Here is a 15,547-nt window from a genome sequence, read left to right on the forward strand (position 1 = left end):
GCCGGGCCGCCCCAAGCTGGGCGTGATCCCCTCGGGGGATCGGGTGCGGTACACCGCATACGAGGGGCACCATGTCCATTTACATCAACAAAGACACCAAGGTCATCACGCAGGGCATCACCGGCAAGACTGGCCAGTTCCACACCCTGGGCTGCCAGGCTTACGCGAACGGCAAGAACGCCTTCGTGGCCGGCGTGAACCCGAAGAAGGCCGGCGAGAAGTTCTCCGACATTCCCATCTACGGCAGCGTCAAGGAAGCCGCCGGCCAGACCGGCGCGACCGTGTCGGTGATCTACGTGCCGCCGGCAGGCGCCGCGGCCGCGATCTGGGAAGCCGTCGAAGCCGACCTGGACCTGGCGATCTGCATCACCGAAGGCATTCCCGTGAAGGACATGCTGGAAGTGCGCAACAAGATGAAGGCCAAGGAAGCTGCCGGCGGCAAGAAGACGCTGCTGCTGGGCCCGAACTGCCCCGGCCTGATCACGCCGGAAGAAATCAAGATCGGCATCATGCCCGGCCACATCCACCGCAAGGGCCGCATCGGCGTGGTCTCGCGCTCGGGAACGCTGACCTATGAAGCCGTGGCACAGCTGACCGAAATCGGCCTGGGCCAGTCCAGCGCCGTCGGCATCGGTGGCGACCCAATCAACGGACTGAAGCACATCGACGTGATGCAGGCCTTCAATGACGACCCGGACACCGACGCCGTCATCATGATCGGCGAGATCGGCGGCCCGGACGAGGCGGAAGCCGCCCGTTGGTGCAAGCTGAACATGAAGAAGCCCATCGTCGGCTTCATCGCCGGCGTGACCGCGCCTCCCGGCAAGCGCATGGGCCATGCCGGCGCGCTGATCTCCGGCGGCGCAGACACGGCCGATGCCAAGCTGGCGATCATGGAAGAGTGTGGCTTCACCATCACCCGCAACCCGTCGGAAATGGCCAAGCTGCTGAAAGCCATGCTGTAAGGTCGGCGCCGACAGCCTAGGGATGTCCGTAGTACCACGGACAGCCACCTGACAGGCTTGCCTAGAATCCAGGGATCGATCGCAAGGTCGATGCCCTGCGCAAGGGCCTGATGCAGACGCATCAGGCCTTTTTCATTCGGCCATCAGGCGGCCGGGGCCACCGCCACCCACAACATCATTCTTCGGGAGAACCCACGCCATGGACATCACTTCGGCCGCCTTCTGGGCCGCCCTCGGCTCCATCATCCTTGCGAACGTGCTGCTTTCGGGCGACAACGCAGTGGTGATCGCCATGGCTGCCCGCGCCCTGCCGGCCAACCAGCAGAAGAAGGCCATCTTCTACGGCAGCGCCGCCGCCATCGTGATGCGGATCGTGCTGACGCTGCTGGCGGTCAAGCTGCTGGCCATGCCTTACCTGAAGCTGGTGGGCGGTGTGGCGCTGGTCTACATCGGCACCTCGCTGCTGCTGGAGAACGACGATGAGGACGACGCACACGGCACCGGCCACACCAGCCTGATGACGGCCATCCGCACCATCCTCGTGGCCGACCTGGTGATGAGCCTGGACAATGTGCTGGCCGTGGCCGCCGCCGCGCACAACAACACGCTGCTGCTGATCCTGGGCCTGGGCATCAGCATCCCGCTGATCATCTTCGGCTCGACGATGCTGCTGAAGGTCATGGACCGTTTCCCCATCATCATCACGCTGGGCGCTGCACTGCTGGGCTACCTGGCCGGTGAAATGGCCTTGACCGACCCGGGCGTGGTCTCACTGATCGGACCGCAGCCGGAAATCGTGCCAGAGATCGCCGGGGCCATCGGCGCCGTGTTCGTCGTTGCGCTAGGCCACTTCCTGAAGCAGCGCGCGCACCGCGCGGCGCAGGCCAAAGCCAGCTGAAACAAGGCCGCTTTCCGCTGACAAACCCCGCCACCCGGCGGGGTTTTCCTTTGGTGTCCCGCATAATGGCGGCCTGAAGGGGAGTAGCTCCCATCGGCAGGTCGTCAATACGGGGTCGCAAGCCCCCGGTCTGTCGGACAAGCTGGCCGCAACAGCCGCTTGTCGAGCAAGACCTTCGACACGCCCGCGCGACACGCGTCGGGAGTTCGAAGGCATCCCCGTCCGGTTGATCCGGCGCGTCTTTGGCTCTCGCCCGATCACAGGGTGTGTCGTACCCACCGACAACCTGGAGCACACACATGGAATTCCTGTCCGCCCAATGGTTCTCAGCGCTGCTGGCCATTGTCCTGATCGACCTCGTCCTGGCCGGCGACAACGCGATCGTCATTGCCCTGGCCGCCCGCGGCCTGCCCAAGCACCTGCAGGGCAAGGCCATCCTGTGGGGCACCGTGGGCGCCATCGTCGTGCGCTCGCTGATGACGGTGGTCGTGGTCTGGCTGCTGAAGATCCCCGGCCTGATGCTGGCCGGTGGCCTGGGCCTGGTCTGGATTGCCTACCAGTTGCTGGCCTCCAACGACGAAGGTGGTCATGAAGGCGGGGGCGCCACCACCTTCTGGGGCGCGATGAAGACCATCGTCGTCGCTGACGCACTGATGGGCATCGACAACGTGCTGGGCGTGGCCGGCGCGGCGCATGGCGCCTTCGACCTGGTCATCATCGGCCTGCTGATCAGCGTGCCCATCGTGGTCTGGGGCAGCAGCCTGGTGCTGAAGCTGGTGGACCGTTTCCCCGCCATCACCTACATCGGCGCCGGCGTGCTGGCCTTCACTGCCGCCAAGATGGTGATCGACGAGCCGCTGCTGGACGCGGTATTCGATGCCTCGCTGCCCACCCGCTTGCTGACCTATGCGGTGGTGGTCGTCGGCGTGCTGGCTGCGGGCTGGTGGCGCAAGCGCCGCGCCAACACCAACGCGGCCCAGCCCGGCGTGGCTCACTGAGCGCCGCACCGCATCCACCCGTGGAGGTATGCCACCCCGCGGGTGGGCGAGTCCCAGGACCTGACGGGGCTGCCGCTGTGCTAAGGTCAGCCAGCCCCAATTCACCCAAGGGAAACGCCAACGATGGCAACCGCCCAACCGGGCTTCTGGCAGCAGCTGTTCCGCCGCAACCAAGGCGCCAGGCAGCAAGCCTGGCCCGCCACCAGCCAGCCGCCGCCCAGCGAACCGGCCACATCCGCGGCATTGCCGGCAGCGCCAGCGCCGCCGCTGGGCAAACTGGCCGGCTACACGCTGCAGCGGGTGCTGGTGCAGGGCCCCCAAGGTGCGCTCTACCTGGCAGACGCGCCGCGCACCGGCGAGCCCGTCGCGCTGAAGACGGTGAGGCTGCAAGGCAGCGAACACACCCGTGAGCGCTTTCTGCACGAAGCCGAAACGGCAGCCCGCCTGCAGCATCCGCACATCGTGCAGACCTTCGCATCGGGCGTCGTCAGCCAGTCGCACGAAGCGCATGGCTGGATCGCGATGGAATGGGTGCCAGGCGGCGACCTGATCCGTTACACCACACCCGGGCAACTGCTGCCGGAAGGCTTGGTGCTGCAGATCGGCGCGGCCATGGCAGAGGCACTGGCCCATGCGCACCGGCAAGGCGTGGTGCACCGCGACCTGAAGCCGGCCAACGTGATGTTCAACCCGGCCAACGGCATGCTGAAGCTGGGCGACTTCGGCTGCGCCCGCCTCAGCGACGCCGAGCGCAGCCGCAGCGGGCTGATCGTCGGCACGCCCGGCTACATGGCGCCCGAGCAACTCAGCGGCCTGCCGCTGGACGGGCGCTGCGACCTGTACGCGCTGGGCGTGCTGCTGTTCGAGCTGCTGACCGGCCGGCTGCCGTTTGCCCATGCCTCGATGGGCCAGCTGCTGGTGGCGATTGCCACTGAACCCGCCCCGCGGCTGGATGCCTTGCGCCCCGAGTTGCCGCCACTGCTGGCCGACGTGATCGCCCGGCTGCTGTCCAAACACGCCAGCCAGCGTCATGTGGACGGCACGCAACTCGCGCGTGAACTTCGTCTCCTGGTGCCAAGCTGCACGGTGCTGCCCGAAACCCGCACCAAAGCCCATGACGCTTGAGCGCACAATGCCTGCCCGGCATCACTTCACATTTCAGGATTCCTGCCTGTGCCCCTGAGCCTCGACTACAGCAGCGCGCTCGACACCGGCCGCGCTCGCCACAACAACGAAGACGCCGTGCTGGTCGACCCCGGCCTGTCGCTGTGCCTGCTGGCCGACGGCATGGGCGGCTATAACGCCGGCGAGGTCGCCAGCGAGATGGCGGTACGCGTCATGCGGGACCACTTGGTCGAATGGGCCGCGCAACAACCTGACCAGTCCACCCCGCCCACCAGCCCCGCCGTGCAGGCCGCGCTGGCCGCTGCCGCACAACATGCCAACCGCGCCGTCTTCACCGCAGCGCAAACCGTGCCGGAGTACAACGGCATGGGCACCACGCTGGTGGGCGCCTTGTTCGGCGGCCATCAGGTCTGGATCGGCCACCTCGGTGACTCGCGCGCCTACCGCTGGCGCGCCGGCCGGCTGGACCAGCTCAGCCGTGACCACTCGCTGCTGCAGGAACAGATCGACGCCGGCCTGCTGACGGCCGAGGAAGCCCAGTTCGCCGCGCACCGCAATCTGGTGACACGCGCAGTCGGCGTGGAGCCCGAGGTGATGCTGGAAGTGCACGAACACGCCTTGTTACCGGGAGATGTCATCTTGCTGTGTTCTGACGGACTGTCCGATATGCTGCCGGATTCCGGCATCGCGCAAGTGCTGCGCCAGCACGACAGCGACCTGGACAGCACCGCCCATGCCTTGGTGGATGCCGCCAACGCGGCGGGCGGAAGGGATAACATCTCCGTGATTCTGGCCAGGACAAAAGGAAGCCAGAACGCGTCAGCCCGGGCCTGGTGGCCTTTCCGGCGCTGACCTGGCAGGGGTGTAGAGGAGCCGTCCGCACGCGGACAACTGAGGGATTTCATGGGCAAGCTGGTCGTATCACTCGACAACGTGGTTCTCAAGGAAGTGCAGATCCAGAAGGAGCGCACGACCCTGGGCCGGCGTCCGTACAACGACATCGTGATCGACAACCTTGCCGTCAGCGGCGAGCACGCCGTGCTGCTGGCCGTCGGTGAAGACGTCTTCCTGGAAGACCTCAACAGCACCAACGGGACCTACATCAACGGCAAGGCGGTCAAGAAACAGTTGCTCTCGCACAACGACTCGATCGAGATCGGCAAGTACCGCCTGAAGTACCTGACCGACGAAGTGCCGGACTACGAAAAGACCATGATCCTGCGGCCCGGCACCTTCACGCCGCACCTGCCGCCCATGCCTGCCGTGCAGACGCTGCCCGCGTCGGTCAAAGTGCTGAACGGTGGCGCCGCCGGCCGCGAAGTGCTGCTGTCCAAGGCGGTCACCACCGTCGGCAAGCCCGGCACCCAGGTCGCCTCGATCGCCAAGCGGCCCACCGGCTACGTGCTGGCCCACGTCGAAGGCGACGCCCGCCCCAGCATCAACGGCGCCCCGCTGGGCGACGGCGTGATGGCGCTGAAAAACGGCGACATCATCGAGCTGGCCGGCACGCAGATGCAGTTCATCCAGGGCTGAACGCCCTGAACACCGGCGCCTGAACAAGCGTCCGCGAGCAACTGATGCGCCTGCGCGGCCTCGCCTGGTGGGCCGGCGGCGCACTGGCGCTGCTGGGCGCCTGGCATGCCGCTGTCCGGCCGCTGCCGCCACTGGCCAGGCTGGAAGCCGCGGCCGACGACTGGCGCCAGGACCTGCTCGCGCCCGCCCATGCCGCCGGCCCTCATCCTGACATCCTCATCGTCGACATCGACGAAGCCAGCCTGCAGGCCGTCGGCCACTGGCCCTGGCCGCGCGAGCGCATTGCCGCGCTGAGCCGCGAACTGCTGCAGCGCCAGCAGGTAGCAGCCCTGGCCTTCGACTTCGTCTTTCCCGAGGCGGCCGAGGGTGACGACACGCTGGCCGCCGCCTGGCGCGGCCAACCCGTGGTCGCCGGCTTCTACCTGCAGGCCACTGGCGCCAACTACCGCGCCGGCCAGCTGCCCGCCGCACTGGCGAGCACGAACACAGTCCCGCAAGGCTGGCCGCTGTGGACCGGCTACGCCGCCAGCCTGCCGGCACTGGCCCAGGCCGCGCCACACGCCGGCTTCTTCAACGTGCTGCCAGACGCTGACGGCCTGGTGCGCAGCGTGCCGGCCGCGGCCGTGGTGCAAGGGCAGCTCCAGCCTTCGCTGGCGCTGGCCACGCTGCAGCTGGTGACCGGCAGCCCGGCGGCCACGGCAGGCGTGTCCGCCGAGTGGCTGCCCGCCACAAGTGCCCAGCCTCGCGCCGCCGTGGCCGCGCTGCGGGTGTCTCCGCCGGGACAGGCTGCGCGCCGCTTGCCAGTCGACGAACATGGCAACTGGCGCGTGCCGTTCCGCGGCCCGGCGGGCGTGCAGGGTGGCAGCTTTCGCTACCTCGGCGCCGCCACCGTGCTGGCTGGCGGGCTTCCGGCCGCCAGCCTGGCCGGGCGCATCGTGTTGCTGGGCAGCTCGGCACCGGGCCTGGCGGACCTGCGGCCCACGCCTGCAGGCAACGCCACGCCCGGCGTGGAAGTCCATGCCCACCTGCTGGCGGGCTTGCTGGACGGCGCACTACCCTACCGCCCCGCCTGGGCACCCGGTTACGAGGTCTGCCTGATCGCCCTCAGCCTGCTGCTCTGCGGCCTGGCGGCCCGGCTCAAGGCTGCACCGCTGGCACTGGCCGGCGTGGCCGCCGTCATGGCCTTGCTGCTGGCGGCCAATGCCGCGCTGTACGCCGGCCTGGCATTGGTGCTGCCGGTCGCCAGCGCGGTGCTGCTGGGCGCAATGCTGGCCGCGCTGTTGGTCGGCCAGAACTACCTGGGCGAATGGCGCAACCGCCGCTCGCTGCTGCAGCTGTTCGACCAATACCTGCCGCCCGAACGCGCCCGCGCGCTGGCGCAGGAACTCGCCCGCGACCCGGCGCAGCAGCAAACACTGCAAGCCGAGAACCGAGAGCTGACGCTGCTGTTCTGCGACCTGCAAGGTTTCACCGCGCTGTCTGAACAACTGCCGCCGCTGGCCTTGCGCGACCTGCTGAACCACTACTTCTCCACCGTGACCCAGGTCGTGCATGCGCACGGCGGCACGCTGGACAAGTTCATTGGCGACGCGGTGATGGCCTTCTGGGGCGCGCCACAAGCCCAGCCCGACCATGCGCAACGCGCCGTGGCTGCGGCCTGGGACCTGCGCCAGGCCGCGGAACCGCTGAACCAGCGGCTGCGCGACCAAGGTTTGCCTGCCATCCGCTTTGGCATCGGCCTGGCCAGCGGCGTGGTCTGCGTGGGCGACCTGGGCTCGGCGCTGCGGCGCAGCTACACGGCAGTCGGCGACGCCGTGAACCTCGCCGCCCGCCTCGAAGCGCTGACGCGTGAACTCGGCGCACCGCTGCTGGTCGCAAGCAGCACACAAGCCGCTTGCGGCCCCGCACCCGCCGGCGCGGCGTGGCTTGAGGTCGATCAAACCCAAGTCCGGGGCCGCCAGCAAAGCGTGACGGTTTTCACGCTCGCTGGCACCGCCAGTCCGCCCACACCCGCGCAGGCGCTTCAACTGCAAACTTGGGCGCTTGCGCAAGCCGCCGTCCGCACCCACCATGCTGCCCAAGCTCTGGCCCTGCTGGCCGACCTCACTGCCTTGCGCGCCGCTGACATTCCCACCCCCCTGGCTTCCCCCGCCCCCACGGCGCTGAACACCGTGCTGGCCGCGCTCTGCGCGTCGCTCGAAACCCGGCTTCGCGCCAACGTGGACGAGCCGCCGGCGTCCGCATCGGCGACATGAGCGCCCCCGCACGGTCGCCCGCAGGCGGCGCTCAGTCCCTCCCAGCGGAGGCTGCAACAGCCCACGTTCGCGTCCTCGGTTGCTCCGGCTCCATCGCCCAGGGCTGCCGCACCACCGCCTTCCTGCTAGACGACGACGTGTTGATCGACGCCGGCACCGGCGTTGGTGACCTGACGCTGGACGAACTCACCCGCATCGACCACATCCTGCTCAGCCACTCGCACCTGGACCATGTGCTAGGCGTGCCGCTGCTGGCCGACACCGTGATGCGCCGCCGCGCCGGCCGCCCACCCATCCAACTGCACGCGTTGCCGGAAACCCTGGCCGTGCTGCGCCAGCACGTCTTCAACAACCTGCTCTGGCCGGACTTCACCCGCCTGCCCAGCGCCGAAAGCCCGGTGCTGGCGCTGCAGCCGTTGCAGGTCGGCCAGGTCCTGACGCTGGGCGCCAAGGCCCGCCAGATCGAAGTGCTACCGGCCCGCCACAGCGTGCCCGCGGTCGGCTACGCCGTTTCCACCCAACCCGGCGGCCCGCTGTGGGTCTACACCGGCGACACCGGTCCGAACCCGCCGCTGTGGGAAACCCTGCGCGGCAGACCGATGAGCCATCTGGTGATCGAGATCGCCTTCCCGGAACGCGACCGCGCCATCGCCGCCGACGCGCTGCACCACTGCCCGTCCACGCTGGCCGCCGAACTGCAACACGTCCCGGCCGGCCTGCAGGTCATGCTTACCCACATCAAGCCCGGCGAAACCCAAGCCGTGCTGGCCGACCTCGCCGCCCGACTGCCCAGCATGTGCCTGCAGACCCTTCAGGCCGGCCAGGTCATTGCGCTGGCCTGACACGACCAGGCACGGCAGCCTGACACTTTTGGTCACCCACACCCGCCGCGAAAGCGGAACCAATACCGGCAGGTGACCCGAATCGTCAGAAAAGCAGGCTGAAAACCGGCCAAACAAGCTGGCACGCCGCTCGCATAAGACTGAGTGCAAAACACCTCCGGCACCTTCCCGCCGGTCACATCCGTCAGTCAGTTTCCAGACCTCTCAGGAGTCAACCCATGAAGCGCGTTCAACAAGGTTTTACCCTCATCGAATTGATGATCGTCGTGGCGATCATCGGCATCCTGGCCGCCGTTGCGCTGCCGGCTTATCAGGACTACATCACCAAGGGCAAGTGGGGTTCCAATCTGTCTGACTTGGAAGGCCTCAAAACCGCGATCAAGACCTGCCTGAATGACAACGCAGGTGACGGCCAGTCCTGCGACGATGAGACGAAGCTCGGGAACTTTGGCTTCGCTGGCTCGGAACTGCCCACTCCGAAGTACGGCGACAAAGTCGTGCTGGTCGGCACCGCAAGCAGCGGCACGACCCCGGGCAAGGTGAACATCGCCTTTAACGGCAAGGCTGAAGTGGGGGGCCTGAAATACAACGCGGATTGCGCGATCGATACAGGCGGCAACATCACCTGCCTCAAGACGGCAACTGACACGATCACGGACAAATACATCCGCGGCTCGGGCCGCTGATATAGCGCGGCTTTAACGGAGATGCGCTGAAGGTTTCAGGCTTCTCCCCGCTACCGCCCCAGCGTTTGCGCGCTGGGGCGGTTTTGTTTCAGGCGACGGTTTTCTGCTGCATTGGGGTCGGCATCGCCCGCTCAATCAGCCTAAGCCGCAGCCCACCTGGGAAGATACCATTGAGCGTCGAATCGCGTGCCCCTGTCGAAGGCTTGATCCTGACCTTGGTGCTGGCAGCGCCCATCTTGGTCGCGTTCAACGCGCCACCTGCCACCACGCTGGTGAATCAGTTGCTGGCCGCTGCGGGATGGGGGACCGTCTGCATGCTCAAGGGCGCCGCACCGATGCAAACCCTGCGCGCGCGCCCTGCCACGGTCTTGCTGATCGCGCTGGCGGGGCTGTGTGCGGCGGTGGTTTGGTCGTGGCATCAAAGCTTGCCATTCGGACTGGCGGTGCAGGCACTGGGCAGCCTGCTCATGGCCGCGGGCTTGGTCGCATTGGCGTCTCAGCCTGGGGCGGCGGCTGCGCCACGCGTGCAAAGTGATGGGCACACGTTTGCGGGCGCCATGCTGGTGGTGGCCAGCCTGAGTGCCGTGTTGGCCTGCGTGCAGGTCTTCGCGCCCGAATGGGTCGATGGCACTTTCATTGCCGCCCTGAATCCAGATTACGCGGGGCGTGCTGTCGGCAATTTGCGTCAGCCCAACCACCTGTCCAGCGTGTTGCTGTGGGGCCTGGTTGCTTGGGTGCCCATGGCCCACACGAAGCGCTGGTTTGGACGCCGGGTGTCGTGGCTTGCAGCAGCACCCATTGGCGCGCTTCTGATCTTGGCGCTGGTACTCACCGCCTCAAGGACCGGCGCACTGGGCCTCTTTGTCTTGGCCATTTGGGGGGCTGCCGATAGGCGCCTGGATGGCAAAGTCCGAATCGGCTTGTTGGCCTCGCCCTTGATGTATTTGGCTTGCTGGTGCCTTGTTGCCTGGTGGGCGCGTTGGACAGGCTACTTTTTCTGGGGCGAAGTGCGCATGGGTGAGGGCGGCGCACAAGCGTTGGCCACCAGCCGCTACGAGCTCTGGCATAACGCGCTGACGCTGATCCAGTCGCACCCTTGGCGAGGGACAGGGTTTGGCGAGTTCGGCATGGCGTGGATGCTCACACCGTTTTCCGATCGTTCGGGTGAGCTTTTTGATCACGCCCATAACCTGCCCCTGCACTTGGCTGTTGAGTTGGGTTTGCCGGGGGCATTGTTGCTGATGAGCTTATTGGGTTGGGCAATTTGGCAGGCAGCAAAACGCACTTGGCGGACGGCTGGCGACGAAGGGGTGGCGGCCCGCGCGGTGTTCATGATGTTGCTGGTGATTGGGTTGCACAGCCTGCTGGAATACCCGCTTTGGTACAACTACTTTCTATTTCCAACGGCCTGGGCTTGGGGGCTTTGCCTGCGCCAACCAATCAACACAGCCGTATCACCAACAGAGCAGGCACACCCCAAAGTCGGTGTTGTTGCGTCGGGCCTGGTCATGGTGGCTGGGTCACTGTGGCTGCAATGGGACTACCGAAGTGTCGCGGCCATTTACCAACCCAGCGACAGCACCTTGACGCAAGCACAGCGAATTTCCCGTGGCCAATCCAGTGTGGTCTTCAGCTACTTTGCCGACTATGCAGCAGCCCTCAAAGCCGAGCCGCCCGCGCCTGCCATGGCGCTGTTCAGCAACGCTGCACCAGTCATGTTGGACCCTCCTTTGATGAAGGCTTGGGCCAATGCATTGGATGCTGCGGGACAAACTGACAAGGCGCACTATCTGGCAGAACGACTGCGAGAGTTTCCCGACTCAGAGTCGCAGGCGTTCTTCTCTCAATGCAGCAACTCGGCAGTGGCGACCAAGCCCTTTCAATGTGAACCGTCGAGCCAACCACACACTTGGAAAGAGTTCTTGCGGTGAGGTAGAAGTTTGCGACGACAGCGGACCCGAGCCATATCTTGAAGTCCAAGGCCGCGCGGCCAGTGACAATGCGCCGTACTTGCTTTTCAGCGCACCCATGAATCGCCCGCTCGCGTCACTGCCGCTGCATCTGGCAGCTGTTTTCGCCCTCACCGCCCCCTCCCTCCTCTCCTACTCCCTCAGCCCCTCCTCCACGCTGCTGAACCAGTTGCTGGCCGTTTTCGGTTGGGGCGCGGTGTTGTGGCTGCTGGACAGTGGGCCACGGCGCAGCAGCCTGGGTGCGTTGGCCTTGCCGTTGGGGATGCTGGCCATCCTGGCGGCCGGGGTCGCGGTTTCCTGGTTCGGCATGCTGCCGGACTCGATGGCGCTGTCCGCAACGCTGTTGCTCGCCTGCGCTGCGACGGTCATGCTCGCGGCGCAGGCGGACGACGGCACGGTGGACGGGCCTTTGCTGTGGCCAGTGCTGGCGGGCGTGCTGCTGGCAGGCGTGCTGAGCGGCTTGATCGCGCTGATCCAGGTGTTCCTGCCGAGCTGGACCGAGGGCTCGGGCTGGATCGCCAAATCCGGGCTGGTGGGGCGGGCGGTAGGCAATCTGCGGCAGCCGAATCACCTGAGCACCTTGCTGCTCTGGGGCTTGATTGCGCTGGTGCCGCAGGCTGATGCCGGGCGGGTGCTAGGGTGGCGGCTGCCGGGAGCGGCGGCGGCAGCGCTTGGCAACCTGATGGTGCTGGCCGTGGTGCTGACGGCTTCGCGCACTGGGCTGGTGGGTGTGGTGCTGCTGGCTTTGTGGGGCTTGCTGGACCGGCGGCTGCGCAAACCGGTGCGCTGGGCCCTGGTGGCGGCACCGGTGGCCTATTTCCTCTGGTGGTTGTTCATGGCCGGCTGGGCACACGAAACGGCCCACACCTTCGGCGGCGAGGCGAGGCTGGGCGAAAGCGACCTGTCGGCCTCGCGCTTTGGCATCTGGGGCAACACGCTGAAGCTGATCGCGGCGAACCCGTGGACCGGCGTGGGTTTTGGCCAGTTTAATTTCGCGTGGACGCTGACGCCGTTTCCCGGCCGGCCGGTGGCCTTCTTCGACCACACGCACAACCTGCTGCTGCAGTTCGCGGTGGAGCTGGGCATTCCGGCGGCGCTGCTGCTGACCGGCTTGCTGGTCTGGACGCTGGTGCAGTGCTTCCAGCGCTGCTGGTCCGCGCCTGGCGCCGCGGGCACAGGCGCGCGCGCAGCACTGGTGATGGTGCTGCTGGCGGGGCTGCACAGCATGCTGGAGTACCCGCTCTGGTACGCCTACTTCCTGCTGCCCACGGCCTGGGCGCTGGGCCATGCGCTGCGCCAGCCAACGGTGCCGCTGCCAGCGGCAGGCGACAGCGAATACTTCGCATCGCCGCCTGCCACCACGCCAGACAGCGTGCAGGCCTCGACCCATGCACCTTCGTCACTGTGGGCCGAATCACGGGCCTTTGCTGCGCCTGCTGCACCGCTGTCCTTCGCCCGGCGCTGGCTGCTGCCGATGATGGGCGCCCTGATGCTGGCGGGCGCGCTGTTCGGGTACTGGGACTATCGCCGCGTCTCGGCGATCTACGCGCCGGGCAGCAGCACGCTGTCGCTGCCGGAGCGCATCTCGATTGGCCAGTCGTCCTGGCTGTTCTCGCACCATGCGGACTACGCGGCCGCGACCACCGCCGAGCCGCCGTCGTCAGCGATGGGCGCATTTGCCGCGACCACCCATTCGCTGCTGGACACGCGCCTGATGCTGGCCTGGGCCAAGGCGCTGAACGAGTCCGGCCATGTGGACAAGGCGCGTTACCTGGCCGAACGGCTGCGCGAGTTCCACAATCCGGCATCGGACGACTTCTTCGCCGTGTGCAATGCGCCGCCAGCGGAAGGCGCGGCACTGCCGTTCCAGTGCACCGCGCCCGGCAAGGCCTTGACCTGGCGCGACTTCAAGCCTTGAGCGAGGCAGCCGGGTCGGCTGTCCAGTGGCCGCTCTTGCCACCCTGCTTTTCCAGCAGCTGGATGCCTTCCATGACCATGCCACGGTCGGCTGCCTTGCACATGTCGTAGATCGTCAGCAGGCCGACCTGCACGGCGGTCAGCGCTTCCATCTCGACCCCGGTGCGGCCGACGGTTTCGGCCACCACGGTGCAATGCACGGCGCTGCCTGGATCGTCCAGCTCGAAGCTGACGGCCACGCGGGTCAGCGGCAGCGGGTGGCACAAAGGCACCAGCTCGGACGTGCGCTTGGCGCCCTGGATCGCCGCGATGCGGGCGATGCCCAGCACGTCACCCTTCTTGGCCTGGCCGCTGGCGATCAGCGCCAGCGTGGCTGGCAGCATGCGGATGCGGCCGGTGGCGCGGGCCACGCGGTGGGTTTCGGGCTTGGCGGCCACGTCGACCATGTGGGCCTGGCCCTGGGCGTCGAAGTGCGTCAGCGGGGAGTCGGTGTCTGGCATCGGGGGCTTTGTGCGGCAATGCCTTGTCAGGCTCGGGGGCAGGCCGCAACAGGCGGGTGACAAGTCGGTGCGATGATAGCGGGCGAACTTTTTCAGGGCGGCGCAGGTCTGCCTCAGACCCCGGCCCGCTGCGAAGGATGGTGTTGTTGCCTTTCCGTCAGATCTCCCGCGTGACTTCCCGTGAGCCCACGCCCGCGCTTGCGCACTCCCTGCGCCAGCCTTCGCTGTCCCCGGCATTCCGGCTGCGCCCGCTGGCCCGAACGCTGGCTCTGGCTGCGCTGTGCTCGCTGCTGTGGACCAGCGGCGGCCCGCAAGGCCAGCCTTTGCAGGCGATGGCGCAGGTCAACCTGCCGGCGCTCGGCGATTCCGTCTCCAGCGACTTCGACATCATGGACGAGCGCCGGCTGGGCGAGCGCATCATGCGCGAGATCCGCCACGACCCGGAGTACCTGGACGACCCGCTGCTCAGCGACTATCTGAACTCGATCTGGCAGCCACTGCTGAACGCCGCCCGCAACCGCGGCAACATCAGCGCCGAGCAGGACACTAACTTCCCGTTCGAGACCTTCCAGGTGCTGGACCGCTCGATCAACGCCTTTGCACTGCCCGGCGGCTATGTCGGCGTGCACCTGGGCCTGATCGCGATGACCGCCAACAGCGACGAGCTCGCCTCGGTGCTGGGCCATGAACTGACGCACATCACGCAGCGCCACATCGGCCGCAGCATGGTCAACGCACAGCACCAGAGCATCGCGACCGTTGCCGGCCTGGTGCTGGGCATGATTGCCGCCACACGGGCGCGCAGCGTGGACGCAGCGAACGCCGTGATCATCGGCAGCCAGGCGGCCGCGGCGCAGGGCCAGCTGAACTTCTCGCGCGAGATGGAGCGCGAGGCCGACCGCATCGGCCTGCAACTGATGAGCTCTGCCGGCTTCGCGTCCGCCGGCATGGCCGGCATGTTCGAGAAGCTGGAGTCCAGCTCACGGCTGAATGACAGCAACCAGTACCCCTACCTGCGCAGCCACCCGCTGACCATCGAGCGCATCAGCGAAGCCCGCCTGCGCATGAACAGCAACCCGTCCACCCGCCCGCCCAGCCTGGCCGTGCACGCGCTGATGCAGGCGCGCGCACGGGTGCTGATGGACGGCGCAGAGCCCGCGCTTCGCAAGCTGCAGACCGTTGCCAGCCCCGGCTCACCCGCAGTCGACGAAGCCAGGCTGGGTGCGATCTACGCCGGCGCGATGGCCTCGATGCGGCTGCGCGACTTCCCGCAGGCGCTGCGCCTGGCGGACAGCGGACTGGAACTGGCCAAGCGGCAATACGCACGTGAACCGGTTGCCGCGCGTGACTTCGCGTTGCTGCGCCTGGAGATCGAGGGCAATTCGGGCAAGCCGGCCGAATCGCTGACCGCCGCGCTGGACAGCCTGGGCAACGACAACTCCCGGCCCAACCTGCTGGCACGCGCCCAGGCTGCACAAGCCTGGCAACGCGCAGGCGACGCGGCAGCGCCTGCAGCCCTGCGCAACAGCATGGAGGCGCTGCAGACCTGGGTCACCGAGCACAAGCAGGACGCACTGGCTTGGCTGGCGCTGTCGCAATGTGCCAATGCCCAGGGACAGCGCCTGCGTGCGCTGCGCGCGGACGCGGAAGCCGCCGCGGCGGTAGGCGACGTGCTGGGCGCCGTGGACCGCTTCCGCGTGGCCCAGCGCATCGCCAAGGAAGACCCGGGCTCCGATTACGTCGAGAGTTCCATCATCCAGTCGCGTCTGCGGGACCTGGAGGCCGAGCGAAGAAGGATGCTCCTGGAACGGGACTAGATGGAGCACCCGTGGAATGGCGCACCCGGCCTCGCGGGTAC

General features: G+C 67.2%; 13 protein-coding genes. 12 read left to right on the forward strand and 1 reads right to left on the reverse strand.

Annotated elements, in window-relative coordinates; all coding sequences use genetic code 11:
- Positions 1-71: 71 nt before the first annotated feature.
- The 11 genes from sucD to LRH25_RS05790 all read left to right on the forward strand — a co-directional run bounded on the left by sucD (position 72) and on the right by LRH25_RS05790 (position 13,190).
- Positions 72-965, forward strand: a complete 894-nt coding sequence (gene sucD / locus LRH25_RS05735) for a succinate--CoA ligase subunit alpha (protein WP_141288196.1) — start codon at positions 72-74, stop codon at positions 963-965.
- 199 nt (positions 966-1,164) lie between these two features.
- Complete coding sequence (locus LRH25_RS05740) at positions 1,165-1,863, forward strand: TerC family protein (RefSeq protein WP_141288197.1); 699 nt, start codon at positions 1,165-1,167, stop codon at positions 1,861-1,863.
- A 299-nt stretch (positions 1,864-2,162) separates the two neighbouring features.
- Positions 2,163-2,861, forward strand: coding sequence for a TerC family protein (locus LRH25_RS05745; RefSeq protein WP_141288198.1), 699 nt, complete (start codon positions 2,163-2,165; stop codon positions 2,859-2,861).
- Between the two features lie 123 nt (positions 2,862-2,984).
- Positions 2,985-3,986, forward strand: a complete 1,002-nt coding sequence (locus LRH25_RS05750; protein WP_231010449.1) for a serine/threonine-protein kinase — start codon at positions 2,985-2,987, stop codon at positions 3,984-3,986.
- 48 nt (positions 3,987-4,034) lie between these two features.
- A complete protein-coding gene (locus LRH25_RS05755) occupies positions 4,035-4,838 on the forward strand; it encodes a Stp1/IreP family PP2C-type Ser/Thr phosphatase (protein WP_310733332.1) in 804 nt (267 codons plus the stop codon).
- A 51-nt stretch (positions 4,839-4,889) separates the two neighbouring features.
- Complete coding sequence (locus tag LRH25_RS05760; protein WP_141288200.1) at positions 4,890-5,519, forward strand: FHA domain-containing protein; 630 nt, start codon at positions 4,890-4,892, stop codon at positions 5,517-5,519.
- Between the two features lie 44 nt (positions 5,520-5,563).
- A complete protein-coding gene (locus LRH25_RS32995) occupies positions 5,564-7,774 on the forward strand; it encodes a CHASE2 domain-containing protein (protein WP_310742415.1) in 2,211 nt (736 codons plus the stop codon).
- Positions 7,771-8,616 (forward strand): MBL fold metallo-hydrolase, encoded by an 846-nt coding sequence (locus tag LRH25_RS05775; RefSeq protein WP_141286629.1) that lies wholly within the window; start codon positions 7,771-7,773, stop codon positions 8,614-8,616. The genes LRH25_RS32995 and LRH25_RS05775 overlap by 4 nt, the downstream gene beginning before the upstream one ends.
- A gap of 218 nt (positions 8,617-8,834) precedes the next feature.
- On the forward strand, positions 8,835-9,302 hold the full coding sequence (locus LRH25_RS33000; RefSeq protein ID WP_141286627.1) for a pilin: 468 nt from the start codon (positions 8,835-8,837) through the stop codon (positions 9,300-9,302).
- 170 nt (positions 9,303-9,472) lie between these two features.
- The gene (locus tag LRH25_RS05785; protein WP_141286625.1) at positions 9,473-11,233 is read left to right on the forward strand and encodes a PglL family O-oligosaccharyltransferase; all 1,761 of its coding nucleotides are present in this window, start codon (positions 9,473-9,475) and stop codon (positions 11,231-11,233) included.
- Positions 11,234-11,330: 97 nt separating this feature from the next.
- Positions 11,331-13,190: a PglL family O-oligosaccharyltransferase gene (locus LRH25_RS05790; protein WP_170200792.1), complete on the forward strand. Its 1,860-nt coding sequence runs from the start codon at positions 11,331-11,333 to the stop codon at positions 13,188-13,190.
- Here the strand turns inward: LRH25_RS05790 and moaC are convergent.
- On the reverse strand, positions 13,180-13,689 hold the full coding sequence (moaC, locus tag LRH25_RS05795; RefSeq protein WP_141286621.1) for a cyclic pyranopterin monophosphate synthase MoaC: 510 nt from the start codon (positions 13,687-13,689) through the stop codon (positions 13,180-13,182). The genes LRH25_RS05790 and moaC overlap by 11 nt on opposite strands.
- 170 nt (positions 13,690-13,859) lie before the next feature.
- Here moaC and LRH25_RS05800 point away from each other — a divergent pair, with 170 nt between their 5' ends.
- Positions 13,860-15,506 carry a M48 family metalloprotease gene (locus tag LRH25_RS05800; RefSeq protein WP_231010457.1) on the forward strand — a complete coding sequence of 549 codons (1,647 nt, stop codon included), beginning with the start codon at positions 13,860-13,862 and terminating at the stop codon, positions 15,504-15,506.
- The last annotated feature ends 41 nt before the right edge of the window (positions 15,507-15,547 follow it).

The organism is Ideonella azotifigens, assembly GCF_021043325.1.
GTDB classification, from domain to species: Bacteria; Pseudomonadota; Gammaproteobacteria; order Burkholderiales; family Burkholderiaceae_C; genus Ideonella; species Ideonella azotifigens.

Excerpts from the sequence above, each read along its gene's own strand:
- LRH25_RS05740 (WP_141288197.1), top strand. The coding sequence starts at position 1,165 with ATGGACATCACTTCGGCCGCCTTCTGGGCCGCCCTCGGCTCCATCATC.
- LRH25_RS05750 (WP_231010449.1), top strand. The coding sequence starts at position 2,985 with ATGGCAACCGCCCAACCGGGCTTCTGGCAGCAGCTGTTCCGCCGCAAC.
- moaC (WP_141286621.1), bottom strand. The coding sequence starts at position 13,689 with ATGCCAGACACCGACTCCCCGCTGACGCACTTCGACGCCCAGGGCCAG.
- LRH25_RS05790 (WP_170200792.1), top strand. The coding sequence starts at position 11,331 with ATGAATCGCCCGCTCGCGTCACTGCCGCTGCATCTGGCAGCTGTTTTC.
- LRH25_RS33000 (WP_141286627.1), top strand. The coding sequence starts at position 8,835 with ATGAAGCGCGTTCAACAAGGTTTTACCCTCATCGAATTGATGATCGTC.
- LRH25_RS32995 (WP_310742415.1), top strand. The coding sequence starts at position 5,564 with ATGCGCCTGCGCGGCCTCGCCTGGTGGGCCGGCGGCGCACTGGCGCTG.
- LRH25_RS05760 (WP_141288200.1), top strand. The coding sequence starts at position 4,890 with ATGGGCAAGCTGGTCGTATCACTCGACAACGTGGTTCTCAAGGAAGTG.
- LRH25_RS05775 (WP_141286629.1), top strand. The coding sequence starts at position 7,771 with ATGAGCGCCCCCGCACGGTCGCCCGCAGGCGGCGCTCAGTCCCTCCCA.
- sucD (WP_141288196.1), top strand. The coding sequence starts at position 72 with ATGTCCATTTACATCAACAAAGACACCAAGGTCATCACGCAGGGCATC.
- LRH25_RS05745 (WP_141288198.1), top strand. The coding sequence starts at position 2,163 with ATGGAATTCCTGTCCGCCCAATGGTTCTCAGCGCTGCTGGCCATTGTC.